This window comes from Mucilaginibacter sp. P4_D1 (assembly GCF_056401935.1).
On the sequence record NZ_JBFUIJ010000008.1, the window covers coordinates 73882 to 93468 of the forward strand.

The 19587-nt window shown below is 41.2% G+C and carries 19 protein-coding genes and 1 other RNA gene; 9 read left to right on the plus strand and 11 right to left on the minus strand.

Going from position 1 to position 19587, the window contains the following annotated elements:
* Positions 1-6 precede the first annotated feature (6 nt).
* The 7 genes from AC1DV1_RS09905 to AC1DV1_RS09935 form a co-directional block, all read right to left on the minus strand.
* Positions 7-3144: a SusC/RagA family TonB-linked outer membrane protein gene (locus tag AC1DV1_RS09905; RefSeq protein WP_477358261.1), complete on the minus strand. Its 3138-nt coding sequence runs from the start codon at positions 3142-3144 to the stop codon at positions 7-9.
* 591 nt (positions 3145-3735) lie between these two features.
* Positions 3736-4701, minus strand: a complete 966-nt coding sequence (locus AC1DV1_RS09910; protein ID WP_477358264.1) for a YpdA family putative bacillithiol disulfide reductase — start codon at positions 4699-4701, stop codon at positions 3736-3738.
* 110 nt (positions 4702-4811) lie between these two features.
* Positions 4812-4910: signal recognition particle sRNA small type (gene ffs, locus AC1DV1_RS09915), an RNA gene on the minus strand.
* Between the two features lie 237 nt (positions 4911-5147).
* Positions 5148-5681 carry a hypothetical protein gene (locus AC1DV1_RS09920; RefSeq protein WP_477358266.1) on the minus strand — a complete coding sequence of 178 codons (534 nt, stop codon included), beginning with the start codon at positions 5679-5681 and terminating at the stop codon, positions 5148-5150.
* 102 nt (positions 5682-5783) lie between these two features.
* Positions 5784-6356 (minus strand): 2'-5' RNA ligase family protein, encoded by a 573-nt coding sequence (locus AC1DV1_RS09925; RefSeq protein WP_477358268.1) that lies wholly within the window; start codon positions 6354-6356, stop codon positions 5784-5786.
* A 7-nt stretch (positions 6357-6363) separates the two neighbouring features.
* Positions 6364-6984: a 2'-5' RNA ligase family protein gene (locus AC1DV1_RS09930; RefSeq protein WP_477358270.1), complete on the minus strand. Its 621-nt coding sequence runs from the start codon at positions 6982-6984 to the stop codon at positions 6364-6366.
* An 11-nt stretch (positions 6985-6995) separates the two neighbouring features.
* A complete protein-coding gene (locus tag AC1DV1_RS09935; protein ID WP_477358272.1) occupies positions 6996-7625 on the minus strand; it encodes a 2'-5' RNA ligase family protein in 630 nt (209 codons plus the stop codon).
* Positions 7626-7696: 71 nt separating this feature from the next.
* On the opposite strand from AC1DV1_RS09935, the gene dinB reads away from it, so the two are divergent.
* The 5 genes from dinB (at position 7697) to AC1DV1_RS09960 (ending at position 14155) form a co-directional block, all read left to right on the plus strand.
* On the plus strand, positions 7697-8881 hold the full coding sequence (gene dinB, locus AC1DV1_RS09940) for a DNA polymerase IV (RefSeq protein ID WP_477358274.1): 1185 nt from the start codon (positions 7697-7699) through the stop codon (positions 8879-8881).
* A 99-nt stretch (positions 8882-8980) separates the two neighbouring features.
* Positions 8981-10888: an SGNH/GDSL hydrolase family protein gene (locus tag AC1DV1_RS09945; RefSeq protein WP_477358276.1), complete on the plus strand. Its 1908-nt coding sequence runs from the start codon at positions 8981-8983 to the stop codon at positions 10886-10888.
* A 180-nt stretch (positions 10889-11068) separates the two neighbouring features.
* Positions 11069-12310 carry an acyltransferase family protein gene (locus AC1DV1_RS09950; protein ID WP_477358279.1) on the plus strand — a complete coding sequence of 414 codons (1242 nt, stop codon included), beginning with the start codon at positions 11069-11071 and terminating at the stop codon, positions 12308-12310.
* A gap of 115 nt (positions 12311-12425) precedes the next feature.
* A complete protein-coding gene (locus AC1DV1_RS09955) occupies positions 12426-13454 on the plus strand; it encodes a sensor histidine kinase (RefSeq protein WP_477358281.1) in 1029 nt (342 codons plus the stop codon).
* Complete coding sequence (locus tag AC1DV1_RS09960; RefSeq protein ID WP_477358283.1) at positions 13454-14155, plus strand: LytR/AlgR family response regulator transcription factor; 702 nt, start codon at positions 13454-13456, stop codon at positions 14153-14155. Before AC1DV1_RS09955 ends, AC1DV1_RS09960 begins: the two co-directional genes overlap by 1 nt.
* A 147-nt stretch (positions 14156-14302) precedes the next feature.
* Here AC1DV1_RS09960 and AC1DV1_RS09965 read toward each other — a convergent pair whose 3' ends face one another.
* The 3 genes from AC1DV1_RS09965 to AC1DV1_RS09975 are packed head-to-tail and all read right to left on the minus strand — an operon-like array spanning position 14303 to position 15950.
* Positions 14303-14893: a hypothetical protein gene (locus AC1DV1_RS09965; RefSeq protein WP_477358285.1), complete on the minus strand. Its 591-nt coding sequence runs from the start codon at positions 14891-14893 to the stop codon at positions 14303-14305.
* Complete coding sequence (locus tag AC1DV1_RS09970; protein ID WP_147060001.1) at positions 14880-15377, minus strand: RNA polymerase sigma factor; 498 nt, start codon at positions 15375-15377, stop codon at positions 14880-14882. The genes AC1DV1_RS09965 and AC1DV1_RS09970 overlap by 14 nt, the downstream gene beginning before the upstream one ends.
* Before the next feature lie 45 nt (positions 15378-15422).
* Positions 15423-15950 carry a hypothetical protein gene (locus AC1DV1_RS09975; RefSeq protein WP_477358287.1) on the minus strand — a complete coding sequence of 176 codons (528 nt, stop codon included), beginning with the start codon at positions 15948-15950 and terminating at the stop codon, positions 15423-15425.
* 301 nt (positions 15951-16251) lie between these two features.
* Between AC1DV1_RS09975 and AC1DV1_RS09980 the strand changes: the two genes are divergently transcribed.
* The 4 genes from AC1DV1_RS09980 (at position 16252) to rpmA (ending at position 19083) form a co-directional block, all read left to right on the plus strand.
* Complete coding sequence (locus AC1DV1_RS09980; RefSeq protein ID WP_477358290.1) at positions 16252-17649, plus strand: dicarboxylate/amino acid:cation symporter; 1398 nt, start codon at positions 16252-16254, stop codon at positions 17647-17649.
* Between the two features lie 112 nt (positions 17650-17761).
* Complete coding sequence (locus AC1DV1_RS09985; protein ID WP_477358292.1) at positions 17762-18259, plus strand: hypothetical protein; 498 nt, start codon at positions 17762-17764, stop codon at positions 18257-18259.
* A gap of 75 nt (positions 18260-18334) precedes the next feature.
* The gene (rplU, locus tag AC1DV1_RS09990; protein ID WP_090650782.1) at positions 18335-18643 is read left to right on the plus strand and encodes a 50S ribosomal protein L21; all 309 of its coding nucleotides are present in this window, start codon (positions 18335-18337) and stop codon (positions 18641-18643) included.
* 50 nt (positions 18644-18693) lie between these two features.
* The gene (gene rpmA / locus AC1DV1_RS09995; protein ID WP_090650785.1) at positions 18694-19083 is read left to right on the plus strand and encodes a 50S ribosomal protein L27; all 390 of its coding nucleotides are present in this window, start codon (positions 18694-18696) and stop codon (positions 19081-19083) included.
* Between the two features lie 59 nt (positions 19084-19142).
* Here the strand turns inward: rpmA and AC1DV1_RS10000 are convergent, their stop codons facing one another.
* Positions 19143-19553, minus strand: coding sequence for an energy transducer TonB (locus tag AC1DV1_RS10000; RefSeq protein ID WP_477358294.1), 411 nt, complete (start codon positions 19551-19553; stop codon positions 19143-19145).
* Positions 19554-19587: the final 34 nt, after the last annotated feature.

The window sequence follows — 19587 nt, forward strand, 5'->3', positions numbered from 1 at the left end:
GGCAGTCTAAAACGAAACGTTAGCTCCAAGATTGAAGGTTCTGTTCATCGGGTAGGTGTAGCCTGCGAAAGCTTTGCTGAAATCGCCGTTATCTCTCGGATTTGGCCCCTGATGCTCAGGATCATAGTTTTTCAATCCGGTAAATGTTAACAGATTGTAGCTGTTTACATATATCCTGAACTTTCTAACACCTATGCTTTTCAAAACTGCCGGCGATAAAGAATAACCAAATTCAAGCGTTTTTACACGCAGATAGCTGGCATTTTGTATCGCTTTTGTACCCTGTGCGGCAGGCGACCCCATTGCAGGGTAATAGCCTGGTACCCATTGTGTATTCGGGTCAAAAACGTTTGCCGAAGGATCTGCCGTGTGCCAGCTGTCAAGGAAGCGTGTTAAAGCGCTTCTGCCATACATCAACGGTTCTGCAAATTGTTCGCCATACTGTACGTAAACCCCGGCTGCGCCTTGTAAAAGCATGTTCATATCAAATCCTTTATAACTTAGGCCTACGGTAAAACCATAGTTGTATAGCGGTATATCGGTAGTGGCAATAGGATGACTGTCTTTATCATCTATAACCCCGTCGCCGTTCCAATCCTTATAATAATAGTCGCCGGGTATGGTATTGTTATTGCCACCACCCGTGTTTACGCCATAATTATATATTTGCTTATAGGTGGTAAACTGCCCGGCATACTCTGGCCCCCACCAAACATTCTGATACCTGTTTGTTTGGTTCTCTTTCCAATTTAAATACTCGTTACCTGAATTACTGCGAAGAACAGTCATGTTTTTTAAGCGGGTTGTACCTATGTTACCCGTAAGGTTTACGCCCAACTGACCAAAGGTATTCCTGTATGATAAGTTAAGATCCAAACCCTGTACCCGGTCGCTGTTGTAATTAATCTGGGGCACATCGGCACCTACTGTTCCGGGTAAAGCCACCGAAGGGGTAGCGGGCAATCCGGTTCTGTCGTTTCTGAAAACTTCAATAGTTCCGTCAACTTTTCCACCAAACAAACCAAAATCAATAGCTATATTCTTTATGGTGCTTATTGGCCAGGTTAAACCAGGGTTGCCAAGTTTTGGCGCCGACCCGTTTACCGCGCTTGACGCAAAAATGTAGTTGTTTACCGGATAGGTGTAACCGTTTACATAATTGAATGCATTACCCTGCTCGTCACCAACCTTACCGTACGAAGCTCTGAGCTTCAGGTTGGAAAGGATGTTATCTGAGACCAGTTTGCGGAAAAAATCCTCTTTTGTTAAAACCCAGCCTATTGATGCACCCGGGAAGAAGCCATATTGATCGGCCCCTGGTTTATACAAACTGGTGCCATCCCGGCGAAAACTGAATTCGGCAAGGTACTTTCCTTTAAAATCATAATTAAACCTTCCAATAATACTCCTATGTGCCTGGTCCTGCAAAGCATTGGCATCCATTCCACCATACATATTGGAATTTTGCAGGCCGCCGAATAAATAATTTACCGGAATCTCGGTATCGCGGTATGCGTTAAAATTATCAGCAGTTTCATGGCTTTGCTCATAGGTAGCCATAGCTGTGATATTGTGGTCATCAAAAAAAGTATGCGCGTAATTTAACGTTACCTGGCTTAAAGTATTTAAGTGGGTATAATAGGCGCGGGTGATGCCCGAAGGTGAATTTACAACGCTTGGTATGTAACTATTGTCGTCTGCTTTGTAAGTATATAAAGAGAATGTCTTTTTTATCTGATTATAATCATTAACCCCATAATCAATATTAAATAAGGCCTTTGCACTTAATCCCTTTATACCTGGGATGTCATACGTTAAATTTAACTGGCTGGTAATACTTTTGTTCCTGCTCCTTTTTGAACCCACTTTGTCGGCATCGGTTATGATAGATGGGTTCATGTTATCATCAATTACAGCTGGATATAAAGGATTATCATTGGCGTATATCTGGTGTGTAGGTATCTGGTTCCAGGTGTACTTATAAATAGTCCATTCGTCTGTATAAGGCTGATTTTTTTCATCCATCCAGGCCGATGTTAATACCTGCCCTTTTAACCCTTTTGTTATATTGGCCGTAACGTTTGAGCGGAAATTATATTTGTTGTAGTTTAAATCTCCGGTTTTAAAAACACCGTCCTGCCGTTGATAACCAAAGTTGAAGAAATAGCTGATTTTGTCGTTTCCGCCATCAATATTTAAATTATGCTGTATTTGGTTGGCTGTCTTCCTGAAAACCATGCCTATCCAGTCGGCCGATTTGTAGGTGCCATCAAGCCATGGTTTGATGTCGGCATATGAATATTGYGGGGTTACATTAGATACAAAATTATTGGCAAAATCGCGTTTAACTTTTTCATTTGTAAGCAGCATATAATCTACAGCGCCTACGCCCTGGGGCATACCTAAAAACGTTTGGATAGCGTCGTTAACAGAATAATTGATGTTAATGTTGCCGTTTTTTCCGCCTTTTTTGGTGGTTATTAAAATGGCGCCACCTGCAGCCCTTATACCGTATATAGATGCGGCTGCATCTTTTAGTACAGAAACGCTTTCAATTTCATTCGGGTCCATGCGGCCTATTGTTGATTGGTCGCCGCCAATTACACCATCAATTACAACCAATGGGGCGCTTGTAAACCCCCTGATATTTAAATTGTTGGCAAAAGATCCCGGTTCGGCAGTTGTTTGAACAATGCGTACACCCGGTATTTTACCGCTAAGCATATTTATAACACTTTCGTTTTTAGTTGTTACAATCTCTTTGCTTTGTAGTGTTGATACAGAGCCGGTTATGGTGGCCCTTTTTTGTACACCATAGCCCACCACTACTACTTCATCAAGCGTTTTGTTAGTTGCAGTTAATGCGATGGTGCCGCCTTTTATATCTTTTACAATTACCTCTTTGGTAAGGTAGCCTAAATATGATACCTGTAAAATCACGTTAGTATTTGCAACGTTCAGGGTAAACTTTCCTGCTATATCAGTTATAGCACCAGCTGTAGTACCTTTAATTTTTACACTTACCCCCGGAAGTGCCGACCCATCGGTTAAATCAATAACCTTTCCGCTGATAGAAGTTTGCTGGGCTAACAAACCAAGCGGGAAAAGGAAGAGGAGTATAAGTAAGTATCTAAGTTTTTTCATATTGTCTCTCTGTTAATATTTAAGTTTAATTGGTTTGGTTTACCGTGTTAGGGTAATAAATAGCGCGTGCGGCAGCTACTTACGGCGGGTTAGGTGCGTAATGATACATGGTGTAATTTGGTTGGTTAATAAATCACCTGACGCTTATATGAGGGCTGGCAGGTGCTATAATTGGTTTATTTTACTGACACAAAAGAAGAGGCGATCATTAATAAAAAATAAATAATAGATTAATTTTAGCTGTAAAAACACTAAAAAGGAGGCTTTTGAGATATTTTTCGCAATCGATTGCGGTTTTTGTGGTTTTGGGAGGATTTTTGTTTTTAACAAAGCCTTGCCATGGATTTACGTGGCAGTTTTACTAAACAAATATTGCCAGGTGAATTAAATGGCAATCAATTCTTCTGATCTTTGCGAGATCAATACGAAGTGGAGGAGGGGTTTTATTTACGGTGATAGTATACTTGGTGTTAATGTCAATGGTAAATTGACGGATAGTCTTTAGCCCAAAGTCTTTAGCCAAAAAAGAAAAAATTCTATTGTAGGCTTACGACTTTGTACTGTTGGCTAAACATTAATAAATGCAAACTATTAGTTTATTTTACTTTTTGCTACGATGTCATGCAATATCATATCGGCGTGCACCCGCGAGTTTTCAATAAACCAAAGGTGAGTGTCTAAGCCGCCGCAAACAACGCCTGCAAGGTATAAACCCGGCAGGTTGGTTTCCATAGTTTCGGGATTGTATTGGGGGATGAATTTATCTTCGGACAGGATAATGCCCAGTTTTTTCAGGAAATCGAAATTGGGTTTATAGCCGGTCATGGCCATTACAAAGTTGTTGGGTATTGTAATTAATCCATCGGGTGTTTTGATATCAACCTCATGTTCGCGGATAGCCTCAAGATTGGAGTTGAAATAAGCTTTAATGCTGCCTTCTTTTATCCGGTTAATGATGTCAGGCCGTACCCAGTATTTAACCCGGCTGCTAATTTCCGGCCCACGCACCACAATGGTAACGTCGGCACCCTTGCGGTAAGTTTCCAGAGCCACATCGATAGCCGAGTTGCTGGAGCCAACAACCACTACTTTTTGCAAAGTATAATAATGCGGGTCCTGGTAATAGTGTTTTACTTTGGGAAGGTTCTCGCCGGCGATATTTAAATTAACCGCGATGTCATAAAAGCCGGTAGATACGATAACCTTTTTTGCCCGGTAGATTGCTTTACTTGTTGTTATAGTGTAGACATCGTCTTCGGCTTTTACATTGGTTACCTCCTCAAATAAATGGAGCGGAAGGTTGTTGGATAGTGCAACCCTGCGGTAATATTCCAAAGCATCATTACGGGTAGGTTTGTTATGAACGGTTACAAAAGGTACGCCACCAATCTCTAATTTCTCAGAAGTTGAGAAAAAGGTCATGGTTGAAGGGTAGTTATATAACGAGTTTACCAGGCAGCCTTTTTCGACGATTACAAAACTTAAACCTGCTTTTTGGGCTGCCAGTCCGCAAGCTAAACCTATGGGGCCGCCACCTATAATGAGTATATCGAGCATGCCGCTAAGATAGGCAGTTTTTGAGAGAGAATTGTGGAGTGATTTCGGATTAGTTTCCTTTTGGTTATCCAGGTGAACATGCTTTTGCCGGGAAAAATATAGGCACAAAAAAAGGGTAAGCTACTTTTATCGCGCCGCTCAACTCTCTACCCTTGCTGTGTTCCCACCCTGGGGGAGTTCAAGAGGAGCTGGCCGTAAAAGACTTACCCCGGGGCAAATATAGAAAAAGGATGCGTATCAGGTTAATAAATTGTTAAAAAAGGCTTAGCCGCTGATAGCTAAAGGAATAGATTGTTGTTTGTTGCCCGTTGTGGGTTACATCGGGCATAAACCCCTGCTCTTCGTCAACCTTGAATGCGGGAAAACTGCGTATTTTAAAAATTTACTGCGTTTTTTTGACGGGCAAAAATAGAAAAGGCGGTTATTTAACCGCCCCCCTTTATTTTTTACTTTGTTAATATCAATTCAAGATCTTTTTTGATCAGATCAGCGTTTTTTGGTTTGATCTCGTAATCGAAATTAGCGGCACCATCAGTCGCGATCCGGATAATTGAAACTGATTTGGTTTTCAACGTTTCGATATCATCTTTTTCCAGCTTATAATATACAAGGTTAATAACCCGGTCGGCCTGCGAGCCGTAAGTTACATGGGCATCACCGCCAGCATCTGGTTTTAAGTCCAGTACGCTGTTATCAGTAAACTTAATATTGGTAATGTTAGCCGGACCTACAGACCATAACCGGGGACCATTCATATTATCTATCCTGAAACATAGCACGTAACTTGTTCCTATTTTCTCTGCGTAAACATATAATAGCCTGCCTGTTGCAAAGCCCAATTGTGTGTAAATTCTTTCATCAGATGTTTTCCACGTGGTGTCTCCTTTGATCTTATCGATCTCTGGTTTTTCTAATTTTTGGGCACTCGCAGAAAGTGTAATGCCGGCGGCTAAAATAGCCAGGAGGTAAATTTTTTTCATTGTGAAATTTTTAGGGTTAAGTAATAATTGATAAAAKGTTATAGGTTTAAAGCCAACAAGGTTTTATGTTAAGGTTTAGGTTTTTTTATTCAATATGAGTGTTTATGCCACGGCCAGCTTTCTGTCGAAAGGGATTTTTTTATATACTTTATAGCTATCAAATTTGGTGTCGGCCTCTTTTTCCAGCACAGTTATGCCATCGGCTAAAAACTCATCTTTGTATTCAATTTTTACAAAATGGGGCCACAGGATGTTAAATGCTTCTATCGGTATTTTACGCGCAATGGTAATGTGTGGATGAAGCTTTTTTATCATCAATAAATCCTTAATGGCGGTAAACCAATCGGATGTTTCTTTATCCAATTCTATTTCGGCATAAATGGTACGGAAGGCCGGCCCATGCGAAAAAAAGTTAAACCCTATGATCCTGATGTTATGCACAATGACAGTGCGCCTGATAATAAAATCGACCATATCATAAAAAGGTCCGATAAGTTTTGGTTTCTGTGAGCCGGGATCGACCTCATCGCTGTTAACATCCAAGGTAATATGCGCACGCGAATTCATCCCCTGGAAATTACCTATGYGGTTAAAACACGCTTTTTTAAAGGCGTTTATCTTTTGATCAATACGATCTGGCGGAGACAATACAGTCAGATAATATTTAAGGCTCATATTCAAGTTAAAAAAGACTGGTTTGTTTATTAACGACAGCTGTGTTTTTTAAATGCCGCATTAAATAATCCTGGTAAACACTGTTTAATGAATCTGGAGAACCTTTAAACTCAAATTCGCGATAAACCGACGAACCGGAATTAACCAGGTTTTTTAAAATGGTGAATTTTGATACCACAAACCTCTTTTTCAACTCTTTCCTTTGAAAATAGGGCCAAAGTAAATTAAACTGTTCGGGGGTAAGTCCGCGTGCTATGGTAATGTGCGGTGTTCCGCTGCCTTTGCCTACTATATCCCACAATAATTTAAGCCAGTAGGTGTTATGGTCGCTTATCTTAAGCTTTGCGTAAATGGTTTTGTTATAGCCGTTGTTTTCGTTAAAACAATCAAAGCCATCTATCTCAAAAACAACTGCCGGTAAAGCCGTTAACCTGCGCTCAAACATCGAAAAGCCATGGTCATGTACATGAATGGGGTGCTTTGGATAATTGTTGGTAGTTATATGGGGCTTTGACCCCATGCCCGGGTAATCGCCGATTACCCGCCGGGCTTCATTTTTTAATTTAACAATCTCGGTATTAACATGATCGGGCAAGGACAATACGAAGTGAAAAAATGGCGAATTCATATAATTGCTGATTAAATTGTTTCAAATAAACTGGTCTGATCCTGGCCGACCATTTCAATCCGGCCGGCTTCAATGTTTTCGGTACCAATAAAGCCTTGCTGATTTTTAAATTCAAAGGCTTTAAAAAACTCCCATTTGGCATATGGGGCAAACGTATCGCGTTTAACTATGGTAAGCGCGTTTATCCAGAATGGCTCAACCAGCTTTTTATGCCTGAAATGAGGCCATAAATCGTTAAAATCTTTTTCTGCTATATTCCTGGCAATGGTTATATGCGGCGTAAGCGCCTTTTTTATTTTTAGTTTTTTCTTTAGCTGGCCAAACCAATCGTCAACAGCTGGTGTCGACCGTATATTGGCGTATATGGTAAATTTGCCGTGCACATGCGGGAAATTTCCAAATCCATCGATATGCAGTAATACGGGCGGCAAGCTTCTCAATTCTGTTTCTAACAAGTCAATGTTTCTATCAGTCATGAACKGCTTTTGACGTTCCTTATGCTGGATTGAAATATGAGCAGGCGAGTTCATACCTTGATAATCTCCAATGAGCCTTGCCGATGCCTTTTTATAGCGGGCAATTTCGGCCCTGATTATCTTCGGTGGCGAAAGCAGCATTAAATGATCTTCGTACATCCTCATGTTCTAAATTCTGTTAATCAAAAATACTAATATTATTAGTAAAATACCAATTTAATTAGCAAATTTGTTTCGTGGATCAAAAACGACATATCGTACACATCGATCTCGATTCATTTTTTGTGTCGGTAGAGCGTAAGTTTAACCCAGCGCTTATTGGTATTCCTGTGCTTATTGGTGGCTCGGCAGATAGGGGTGTGGTTGCCTCTTGTAGTTATGAAGCCCGTAAATTTGGTATCCACTCGGCCATGCCAATGAAACAGGCCATGAAGCTTTGCCCGCATGCCACGATAGTACGTGGTTCCCATGGCCGCTATTCTGAGGCGTCCAAAGAAGTTACAGATATCATCCACGACTCGGTACCGCTATTCCAAAAATCATCGGTTGACGAGTTTTATATCGACCTTACCGGCATGGATAGGTTTTATGATTGTTACCAGGTAGCATCAAACCTTAGGCAACGTGTTATTAAAGAAACGGGGCTACCTATTTCATTTGGGATGGCATCAGGCAAAACGGTGGCAAAAATGGCTACCAATGCGTCAAAACCAAACGGTCAGCTATTTATTAAGCATGGCGAAGAATTAAAATTCCTGGCTCCATTGCCTATCGGCAAAATTCCCGGCCTTGGCGAAAGCACAGCTCAAAAGCTATATCAATACGGTATTGAAAAAATTGGCGACCTGCAACGCGCTGACCTTAAGTTTTTAGAAACTGTTTTTGGCAAAGCAGGGATTTTTCTTTGGGAAAAAGCGCATGGGATAGATCATAGCGAGATTGTGCCCCATTCTGATCGTAAATCTATATCGACAGAGCATACTTTCGATATCAATGTAAACGACCAACGGACCATTGAAACCATCCTTGTTTCGATGACGGAAGAACTATCGTCAAAACTGCGGCGTGAAAATAAACTGGCATCGTGCCTGGCTATCAAAATAAGGTATGCCAACTTTGAAACCCACACCCAGCAGCAAAAGATAGCCCTTACCGCGGCCGAGCATATTCTGTTGCCCGGCGTCAAAAACCTGCTGAAAAAAGCGTGGAACCAGCACCGGCCCATCAGGCTGATAGGGGTAAGGTTAAGTAACCTCGCAAGCGGCCGCTATCAGATTAACCTGTTTGAAGATAATGAGGAACGCATCCGCTTATACCAGGCAATGGATAATATCAACTTTAAATTTGGTGATAAAACTATTTGCCGGGCATCGGGCATGGAGATAGGCACGAGGAATTTTAACCCGTTTTTGAAGGGTTAGGCTCTAAAAGGAAGAAGATACAGTTAAGGACAGTTTGCTAAAAAAAACGGTTAATTTAGCGCTTGTACTTCTGGTAAACCTGTAATTACTCCCGCCGTGATGAAACAAATAAGACCATTGCTATTGTTGGTACCCATATTCATGATCCTGAGCGCTTACAAACCCAGGGAGTTGACCTGGGTGGCCATAGGTGACTCAATCACTTATCTAAACGATCATCTTAATGAAACGGGTAACCGGGTAACCAGGGGATACCTAACCGGCGTGACCGAGCAGTTAACCGGTTTGAATTATATTAATAAGGGCTTTAACGGCTGGACATCGGGCGGTATCGCACAAAACATAGACAGCCTTGGAATTCCGGTAGCGGATGTTTACACTGTTTTTTTGGGAACTAACGACTGGTGGCAGGGAAGGCCTGTTGGCAGCCCGGACGATTATAAAGCCGGTAAAGGCAATGCTACCGTTTACGGCTCGTTCCGCATTATTATCAATAAGCTGCGTAGCTTAAACCCCGATGCAAAAATTATGCTGATAACTCCCATGCAAAGGGTTGACTTCGTGTATATTAACGATCAGCGAAATAATGCCTTTGGCAGCTATCGCACTAAGAATGGCCAATCGCTGGAAATGCTTGTGAACGCTATAGATTCTATCGGCCGCTGGGAACAAATTCCGGTGGTTGACCTTTACCATGACAGCCGGTTGGCAATAGAGAACCTGGTTAAATTTAAACGCCTTAAAAACCCGGTATTGGGCTCTTACAAGAATTACGTTTACCCGGAATTTACCAACGTCCCTTTTAATGCTGCTACAGATGATTACCCTTATCCTAAGGAGGCCATCGGGTTAACATACGACGGTTTACATCCTTCGGACCAGGGAAACGCTGTTATTGCCGGAGCAGTGACAAAAGTATTTAAGCAATGGTTTGGTGCAGATAATGCAACCGATTGGAAAGGATACATCGACCTGCAGGCATATACCAAACCGTTTTGGACGGCTGATACCATTGTAGATGAATCTGTACAGGTGATGAAGGATCAGGCCAATTTCAGTACGAGACTGCTTTTTAAGCCTACTAAAATAATATCGGTAAAAGCCGCCAATTACAGCAAGGAATATATTAAAGGAAAGGACTGGACTGAATACAACGGTAACCTGGTTATCCCGGAAGGCTCATTTGTTCCTTACTTTAGCCCGGGAGACCTGATTTTTGATAAAGCCAGACCGGGGCGTTCTATGGCGGGTAAAGTGCCAGGCACCCACGTGCTTTTTAGCGAAGGTCCGTTTTTCAGTTCAAGGCAAATATTGGTTTCGTACCTCCCTGAAAAGCGGCGAAACTGGAAAGGGCCGGTGCCCAGGTTTGCCGGATTGCTGCTGCCAAATACGCTTGTTAAATTGAAAAACCAAACTGGCCTTAAGGTAGTTTTTTATGGTAACAGCATAGAAGTAGGTTATAACGCCAGTGGCCTGGAAAAAACACCACCCTATATGCCTGTATGGCCAGAACTGGTGATTAGTAGCCTGAAAGCAACTTACGGGAATCACATTGCCTTTGCCAATACCTCGGTAGCTGGCCGTGCGGCAAAATGGGGACAGGACTCTGTACGCCGCCGGGTAATGGCAGAAAACCCAGACCTGGTAGTAATTGGGTTTGGGATGAACGACGGGACTGCGAAGATAGCCCCCCCGGTGTACAGGGAACAGATTAGGGGGATCATAGATTCGGTTAGGTTGGCCAATGCAAAAGCGGAATTTATTCTGATAGCGCCGATGCTTGCTAACCCGGCCTCGGTTTTCAGCGGTTTTCAGGTACTCTATAAGGCGGAACTGGATAAACTGGCAGGAAAAGGTATAGTTGTTGCCGATATTACAGGTGTACACTCTGAATTGTTAAAGCATAAAACTTACCAGGATATGACCGGTAACAACATTAACCACCCTAATGATTATCTGGCCAGATGGTACGCCCAATATATTTTAGGGTTGTTGCTAAACAGATAGTTGACTCCAGTAATTTTCGTTTTTTATTGTCGCAGTAGCGTTCTGCGACGTTAGGCATCTTAAATCTTATATCTTACATTCGCTCTTAGTCACAGTTCGTCAAAGGTTTTTTACCATTGGTCAAAGTATTTATATTGATTGCGCCGGCTTTGTTTCCTTTGATAAAAAAACAAAACGATCATGCAATCCACACAACGACAAACTTACCTCGATTGGTTACGAATCATATCAATCATCGGCGTATTATTTTTTCATTCGGCCATGCCCTATGTGGCCGAGGATAACTGGCATATAAAAAACGCCCAAACCAGTAACCTAATGATGGAATCAAATCACTTTTTGCACCTTTTTCGCATGCCGCTGCTCTTTTTTATTTCTGGTACCGTGAGTTACTACATGATGCAGCGGCGATCTACTTTAAACTTCATCGGCTTACGTTTCCGCAGGCTATTTATTCCATTACTGGTGGGCATGTTTATCATTGTGCCGCCTCAAATTTATATGGAGCGGCTGGCAAATGGCTATCACGGCAGCTACTGGCACTTTTATGCAAGTGTATTTAATTTTGTGCCTTATCCCAAAGGCAGTTTCAGCTGGCATCACCTATGGTTTATTGCTTACCTATTTATTTACGATTTAATATTTGCCCCGGTATTTGCATGGATGGTCTCGCCCAAAAGTGATGGCTTTAAAACTAAACTCGCGGTCCTGGCTAAGGGTAAATGGATTTACCTGCTCATGTTGCCGGGTATCATTTGGTTTACATTTTTAAGCTGGCAATTACCCGAAACAAACGACTTAATTCACGACGGATGCTATTTTGTTTACTGGCTGTTTTTTGTTTTGGCCGGCTTTATATGTATTGTACAGCCCAAACTAATGGATAGCCTGCAACGGAACCGGCGTTTTGCTTTAACTATTGGCTTTTTGAGCCTCATGTTATGGGAATGCCTGAGGTGGAATGGAATCGAGCCTTTACACGCCCGCTGGCCATTTCAAAATATATTGTTTAGTTATGCTTTTACTGCTTTAAGGCCAATAATTGCCTGGGGATGGGTATTGGCTTTGGTTGGCTATGGCAAACAATATCTTAACCGCACTCATAAAGTTTTAAGTTATTTAAACCAGGCTGTGTATCCTTTTTATATTCTTCACCAAACTGTGATAGTGCTGCTGGTTTATTACATTGTACAGGCGCCAAATGAAAGTATCCTGTCGAAATATATTTATACAGTTGGGATCACCTTTTTTATAACTATGCTTATTTATCATTTACTGGTGCGTCCATATACCTTAACCCGCTTTTTATTTGGGATGAAACCTTTGGAGATGAGTCAAGAACCAAGAGTCAGGAATCAAGAAGATGTTGCTGAACTGGAAAAGCTTGGCAGCCGCGAACCACTTACTACATCCGTGGTATGAAATTGAGTTGCCAGGTAAGCAAATTTGCATAGTAAAAACAATTATCATACCTTAAACAAGATCAAATTACGACCTTAGTCTTAACTCTTGATTCTTAACTTTTGACTCTTTTCCCATGAAGTTTTTCAGGAAATATATTTCCCCCGCGTTGTATGGCCTGCTGGTATATTTTACCGTAAGGCTGCTGCATGACACTGAACATGATGAAATGTTTTGGAAAAGAGACTGGGGTTTAAATGTCCTTGAAATGAGCTGTAGTGTATTGGTGGGCTATGCAGGCATATATTTATTTGAATGGCTCTTTCGGTTTTATGACAGGCGCTGGCCACTGCAATTCAATTATCGGGGGGTAGTAAGAGAATTAACTATACTGGTGTTTGCTAACCTGGTTTTGGTGAACCTGATATTTACTCCAATGGCTGCATTTACTGACGACGGCCTATCCTGGGGTGATCTGGCAGACCTCACCATGATACCAACCTTATATGCCATTATTTATTATGGCATAGCCCGTAGCAGCACATGGTTAAAGGCCTACATTGCCAACAAAGTACAACTGGAAAAGTTGACTACCGATCAGTTAGAAACCGAACTTAAGTTTTTGAAAGCCCAATACCATCCGCACTTTTTGTTTAATGCTTTAAACACCATTTATTTTCAGATGGATGAGGATGTGCCGGCGGCCAAGCAAAGTACAGAATTGCTTTCCAGTTTGTTAAGATATCAACTTTACGATCAGCAGCAACAGGTACCTATAAACCACGAATTGGAATACCTGCAAAACTACATCCGCTTTCAGCAAATAAGGGCCAGCAGTAAATTGAAGCTGAATGTTTGTTTTGATGAAAGGTTAGCAGATCAGCCAATTTACCCATTACTACTGCTTCCGTTGGTCGAAAATGCTTTTAAATACGCGGGTGGCAATTTTGAAATCAGTATTAGTGCAAATATTAACAATGGTGACTTTATTTTTGCTACAGTTAATGATGTACCGGCACAAATACAGCCTAACGAAAACTATACTGGTATTGGGTTAGAGAATTTACGCCGCCGTTTACAGTTGTTGTATCCGGATAAACACCGGTTAACGGTTGGCTGTGAAGGGAATTGTTTTTCAGCACAGTTAGTGATAGAATTTAATTGATGAACTTGATAACTTGTATAATAACCGATGATGAACCTTTTGCGCGCAAGGGCCTGCAGGGTTATGTGGAAAAGACCAGCTTTTTTGATTTAAAAGCGCAATGCGAGGACGCAATGGAATTGAGCGAAGTGCTGAAACAACAGCCTGTCGACCTGCTTTTTTTAGACATCCAGATGCCGCATTTAACAGGGGTTGAATTTATAAGATCGTTGCAAAATCCGCCAAAGGTGATATTTACCACAGCGTTCAAGGAATATGCCACAGATGGTTTCGACCTTGATGTGCTGGATTATCTATTAAAACCCATCTCGTTTGAGCGATTTATGAAGGCTGCCTTTAAGGCCAAAGATTATTTTGATCAAAAGGGGAGTATGGGTATAGAAATGGGATACATGTTTGTAAAGAGCGAAGGCAAGCTTGAAAAAGTTGTTTTTGATGAGGTGTTGTTTGTGCAGGGTATGGAGAACTATGTGGTGATACAAACGGCCAACAAAAAGATCATCACCCACAGTACATTAAAAGCTTTTGGCGAAAGGCTACCGCAGCGTAAATTTTTACAAACTCATAAATCGTACTTTGTGGCGTATGATAAGGTAAACTCCATTGATGGTAATATGCTGAATGTAGGAATACACCATGTGCCTATCAGCAGGCAGTTACGGGAACAGGTGATGCAGCTGCTGATTAACAGGGGGAAGTAAATTGGTTGCCCATATCTTGTTCTTAACCGCGATATGTTCTTCAAGGTTGGAGGCCTGTCAGTGTGAGCCTGTCGAAGACTCGCGCGGAGAGGCCTTTGCCTACCATGGTTCGACAGGCTCACTATGAAAGCCTTTTTACAACTTTATTTAATTAAACTGTTCTTTTAACCGAACCAGTCTATCAATCATCAGGTTAAGCTTTTCTTCTTCGTTTTTAAACATCCTGGGTTTTAAGTAAAAAGTGGTAAACAAAAACCAGATGGTGATGGAACTATAAGTGCCAATTTTAAATGCCAGGGAAGATTTTTCCAACACCTCGATAAAGTACAGTGCCAGGCCGGCGCTGATTAATAGAATGTAGATATAATAAAACCAACCTGTAATTTTCGACCGTGTTTTTTGGTATTCTTTAAGGCTATCCAAATACTCGGCCGGGTTAATGGTTGCGTCGCGCTTGCTTAAAATGTGATAGTGCCTTACGGTAAGCGCCAAATACATCAGCATGGTAAGCAATACTATTAAAATACCCGCCGTTGTAACCCCCGACTTGAATGCCAGGAAAAATGTAACAATGGCGGCAAATACTGTAACGGCCACCATGGCCACAATTGTCCAATACAACTTGTTGGTTATGCCGCGAATCCCCTTCTTTACCTGCTTCAGCACATCATCCACTGAAAGCTGATCTTGCTTTGGCTGTCCCTGCCAAACCGACATCAAATGATCAAAGTCTTTCATACTGGTTATATAATTCAGTTAACTTCTGTTTAATACGATAAATTTTCACCCTCAGATTTCCCTCCGATATCCCCGAAACCTCTGCTATTTCGGGATATGGTACTTCATCAAGTACCAATGTTATTATAATTCTTTCCGATTCCTCCAGTTTTGATATGCATTTGTATAGTAAAGCAACCTGCTCATTCTTTTCAGAAAACTCCTCTCGTTTAGTTTCAGCTATTTGTTCGGTAAGTTCGTCTTTCGCCTGTCGCTTCTCCGATCGCAGGTAGGTTAAGCAGGTGTTTACGGCAATACGATAGATCCAGGTAGAGATCATGGCCTGGTTACGAAATTTATCCAGGTTTTGCCATACTTTTAAAAAAGTTTCCTGTAGCAGGTCATTCGCGGCGTCATCGTCGCCGGTATAACCATAGCACAAATGGAAAATCTTTTTAGAATTAGCTGCATAAATTTCCTTGAATGCTGCTTCTTTGTTGGCCACTGTTAATAGAATTTATATGGGTTAGATTATCTTAGTGTACATATGTTACAACAGGTAATCACTCTTTTTAAACCAGTTCAATTTTTTTTCGGCATCTGTAATTAATGCATTGTAGCTATCGGCAAAATCATATTGCAGGTCTTCATGTAGTTTAGTTATTAGCGTTTTTACCTTTTCAACCTGCCGGGTTAATATCAGGCGTATTGGTTTGTATGACGTGCGCCTGTCGGCATACTCCAGGTAATTACTACAAAAATTTAACAAAAACTCAATCTCCGCCGTTTTTGAGCCAGTAAACTTAGTGTATTTGCTTAACAATCGTAATATTTTACGCATGCCTTTAGCTGCGTTATAGCTCAGCGCCGGCAACTGGCTAAACATGAACCCTGCTTCGGCTTTAACTTTTTCTATAAAGGCGCCTTCATCGTAGGCTTCGAACAGCAAATAGGCCAGCAATTCTTTGTTTTCTTTTTTATAACGCGCCAGCCGAAGCAATAACTCAGACAACTGCTCATGCGGCAAATGCTGAATTTCTTTTTTGATATGCTGTAGTCCGTAGGTAGTAACTGTCATTATAAATAGAATCAAGAATTGAGAGTCAAGAATCAAGACATGATCAATTCTGGTTGCCAATATATACAAAATGTTTTAAGAGAGTCAAGAATCAAGAGCCAAGAATCAAGAAAAACACAAATCTTCAATGATAATACAAATTAAGAAGGAAGGTGTTTGCGGGGCGAAGAGTCAAGGGTCAACCATCTGTTTGCAGCTTAATTTTTCCTGTCTTGACTCTTGATCTTGACTCTTGATTCTTTCCGCTCCGATTCTTAACTCTTGATTCTATTTCACTACTTTTGTCGACTGATCAAAATCCATGCAAAAAAAAAGCAAGCTGACGCTGTACATTTTTATAGCGCTTATCGCCGGTGTAATAGTTGGTTATATTTACAACACTAACGTAATCAATAAAATTAATGCCAATATAAGTACAGCGGATGCGCACATTAAAGCCATTGATAAAAACTTGCTGGCATCAACGGATACTACAACCGCTGGCTTTCAAAACTTAAAGCTACAGCGGAAAGCAGAAGTTAAATTACAGCAGGATAACAGCACTTTAAGAGAAGACAAGCTTGAGGGCTTTAATATTTTAAGTAAGATTTTCCTGAATTTGATAAAGATGATTGTGGCGCCGCTGGTGTTTACAACGCTGGTAGTTGGCGTGGCAAAAGTTGGTGATATTAAAGCAGTGGGCCGGATAGGCGGCAAAACGATGCTTTGGTTCGTTAGTGCCACCTTAGTGTCTTTATTGTTAGGGATGCTGCTGGTTAACTTATTTGAGCCAGGCAAAACTATGCACCTGCCGTTGCCAGACAGCCATTTAAGTACCGGTATCAAAAAATCGGCACTGTCATTAACCGAATTTATCGGGCATGTGTTCCCCTCAAGCTTTATCAAATCAATGGCCGATAACGAGATATTGCAGATTGTGGTGTTCTCTTTGTTTTTCGGTATTGCCACGGCAGCGATTGGCGAGCAGGGTAAAATAGTTATCAAAGCTATGGATGCCATTGCCCATGTGATATTAAAGATAACAGGCTATGTAATGAAGTTGGCCCCTGTTGCCGTATTTGGCGCTATAACAGCGGTAATTGCAAAGCAGGGCTTAGGTGTTTTATCAACCTATGGCATATTTATTGGCGAATTCTACTTTTCGTTAGTGTTGCTTTGGCTTATCATAATATCAGCAGGCTTTATTGTTTTACGTAAGCCTGTGTTCAGACTGATTAATAACATAAAAGATGCTATGCTTATTGCATTCAGCACTTCAACCAGCGAGGCTGCTTACCCTAAAGTATTGCTGGAACTGGAGCGGTTTGGCTGTAGCAACAAAATTGTGAGTTTCGTATTACCATTAGGGTACTCATTTAATTTGGATGGCAGCATGATGTATATGACCTTTGCATCATTGTTTTTGGCGCAATCGTACGATATTCATTTGTCGTTTGGACATCAGTTATCCATGCTATTGGTGTTAATGCTTACCAGTAAGGGTGTTGCGGGTGTGCCAAGGGCATCGTTGGTTGTTATTGCAGGAACTCTATCAATGTTTAATATCCCAGAGGCAGGATTGTTCCTGTTGATAGGAATTGATCCTTTGTTAGATATGGGTAGATCGGCGACAAATGTTTTGGGCAATGCTATGGCAACGGCGGTTGTTAGTAAGTGGGAGGGAGAACTTGATAAAACACCGGAAATGGAACCGATTTAAACATAAGAATAAGCATACAAATTCGCTTTGCACATCGGGGATTGCTTCATTCTTCGCAATGACGGATGTAATGGTACCAACTCAATAATTCAGTAAATTAATAATTAATTAAATGTCTTCAAGAACTAAAAAAATATTCCTCATCTTCACTATTGTTGTTCCGTTCCTTTTATACTGTTTTTACTACTACGGTATGATGATAAAAAATGCGCCTTACCGATATGCCGATTTCCAATCGATATCTATCGCTTATGGGCCCAAAGATAGCCTGGTGAATAAATTCAATTCCCTCGCCGGCGATTACCAGTATATTAATAAAAGAGATTCGCTGGTGAAAACGCACGTGAAACTTACTGATAACGATCTGTTATACCTGCACCATAAAGCGGCCGACCTTGGTTTCTGGGATTTTCCGTCGAACGAGAGGGGTGACACCGTCAAAGAAAAGCCGGTGCGTTATATCATCGAGTTTAAATATAAAACCAAAACTAAACGGGTTGTTTTTGATTCGAACTTTGCAGGCGATCCTAAATTGATAGATGCCAATAAACAACTGATCAAAGAAATTGATCAAAGTTTAACAACCGCAGAACGAAGACTTAAAAAATAAAAGGTTGCGGTGTTGTTTATTAAATAACCAATCCCTATATTTGCACCTCGAATTTTAAAACAATAATTAACAAACATGTACGCAATAGTAAGTATAGCAGGACAGCAATTTAAGGTTGCAAAAGACCAGCAGATCTTTGTACACAGGTTACAAGGTGACGAGGGCGCTAGTATTGAATTTGACAGTGTATTGTTAGCAGAAAACGAAGGTTCATTCAAATTAGGTTCTGATTTGAAAGGCGCTAAAGTATCGGCTAAGATCTTGTCTCATTTAAAAGGTGATAAAGTAATCGTTTTCAAAAAGAAACGTAGAAAAGGTTACAAAAAGAAAAACGGTCACCGTCAGCAATTTACCAAGATCGAGATCACTGGTATCACATTATAATTTAAAGTTTTAAACCGAGCCGATTTATCAGCTCATAAAAGATATAAACAATGGCACACAAAAAAGGGGCCGGTAGTTCCAGAAACGGCCGCGAGTCGCATAGCAAACGTTTAGGTATCAAAATTTTCGGTGGTCAGCCCGCAATTGCAGGTAATATCATCGTTCGTCAGCGTGGTACTAAACACAACCCAGGCGTTAACGTAGGTATCGGCAGAGATCATACTTTATTCGCTTTAGCCGAAGGTATTGTAGTTTTCCGTAAAAAAGCTGATAACCGTTCATACGTTTCAGTTGTTCCGGCTACAGAAGCAGTTGCCGAAGTAGCAGCAGCACCAGCGGTAGTTGAAGCAGCACCTGTTGCAGAAGAAGCTCCAAAAGCAAAGAAAGCAGCAGCACCAAAAGCTAAAAAAGCTGATACTGAAGAAGCAGCAGCTGAATAATTAGCAAAGCTTTATAGATGATATAAAAAATCCCCGGTCAAACTTGATCGGGGATTTTTTTATTGCTTTATTGCGGTAGGAGTAAAGGAGATTGGTACTGTATAATACACTCTTACAGGTTTACCACCCACTGTTCCCGGTTTCCACTTTGGCGAGAGTTTTAAAACACGTATAGCCTCATTATCAATATCTGCATCTACCGAGCGGACGCAATAGGCATATTTTACCGCTCCATCTTTTTCAATTATCATCTTTACGAACACCGTTCCCTTAATCCCTCTTTTGAGGCAACTCGCCGGGTATTGCATATTTTTGACAAGGAACGACGAAAACTGACGCTCGCCTCCGGGAAATTCAGGTATTACATCTGCCATGCTGTAAACGGAATCTGCCCGACCTGTATTTTGGGCCTTGGCCCGATAGGTACACACTGCGATAAATACAATTAACAAGGTTAAGGTTTTTTTCATGAGCAAATGAACTTAGCAATAATGTCGAATGGTA

Coding starts and splice junctions, on each gene's coding strand:
- AC1DV1_RS09910 (WP_477358264.1), bottom strand. CDS start 4,701: ATGCTCGATATACTCATTATAGGTGGCGGCCCCATAGGTTTAGCTTGC.
- AC1DV1_RS09920 (WP_477358266.1), bottom strand. CDS start 5,681: ATGAAAAAAATTTACCTCCTGGCTATTTTAGCCGCCGGCATTACACTT.
- AC1DV1_RS09930 (WP_477358270.1), bottom strand. CDS start 6,984: ATGAATTCGCCATTTTTTCACTTCGTATTGTCCTTGCCCGATCATGTT.
- AC1DV1_RS09945 (WP_477358276.1), top strand. CDS start 8,981: ATGAAACAAATAAGACCATTGCTATTGTTGGTACCCATATTCATGATC.
- AC1DV1_RS09950 (WP_477358279.1), top strand. CDS start 11,069: ATGCAATCCACACAACGACAAACTTACCTCGATTGGTTACGAATCATA.
- AC1DV1_RS09955 (WP_477358281.1), top strand. CDS start 12,426: ATGAAGTTTTTCAGGAAATATATTTCCCCCGCGTTGTATGGCCTGCTG.
- AC1DV1_RS09960 (WP_477358283.1), top strand. CDS start 13,454: ATGAACTTGATAACTTGTATAATAACCGATGATGAACCTTTTGCGCGC.
- AC1DV1_RS09965 (WP_477358285.1), bottom strand. CDS start 14,893: ATGAAAGACTTTGATCATTTGATGTCGGTTTGGCAGGGACAGCCAAAG.
- AC1DV1_RS09975 (WP_477358287.1), bottom strand. CDS start 15,950: ATGACAGTTACTACCTACGGACTACAGCATATCAAAAAAGAAATTCAG.
- AC1DV1_RS09980 (WP_477358290.1), top strand. CDS start 16,252: ATGCAAAAAAAAAGCAAGCTGACGCTGTACATTTTTATAGCGCTTATC.
- AC1DV1_RS09985 (WP_477358292.1), top strand. CDS start 17,762: ATGTCTTCAAGAACTAAAAAAATATTCCTCATCTTCACTATTGTTGTT.
- rplU (WP_090650782.1), top strand. CDS start 18,335: ATGTACGCAATAGTAAGTATAGCAGGACAGCAATTTAAGGTTGCAAAA.
- rpmA (WP_090650785.1), top strand. CDS start 18,694: ATGGCACACAAAAAAGGGGCCGGTAGTTCCAGAAACGGCCGCGAGTCG.
- AC1DV1_RS10000 (WP_477358294.1), bottom strand. CDS start 19,553: ATGAAAAAAACCTTAACCTTGTTAATTGTATTTATCGCAGTGTGTACC.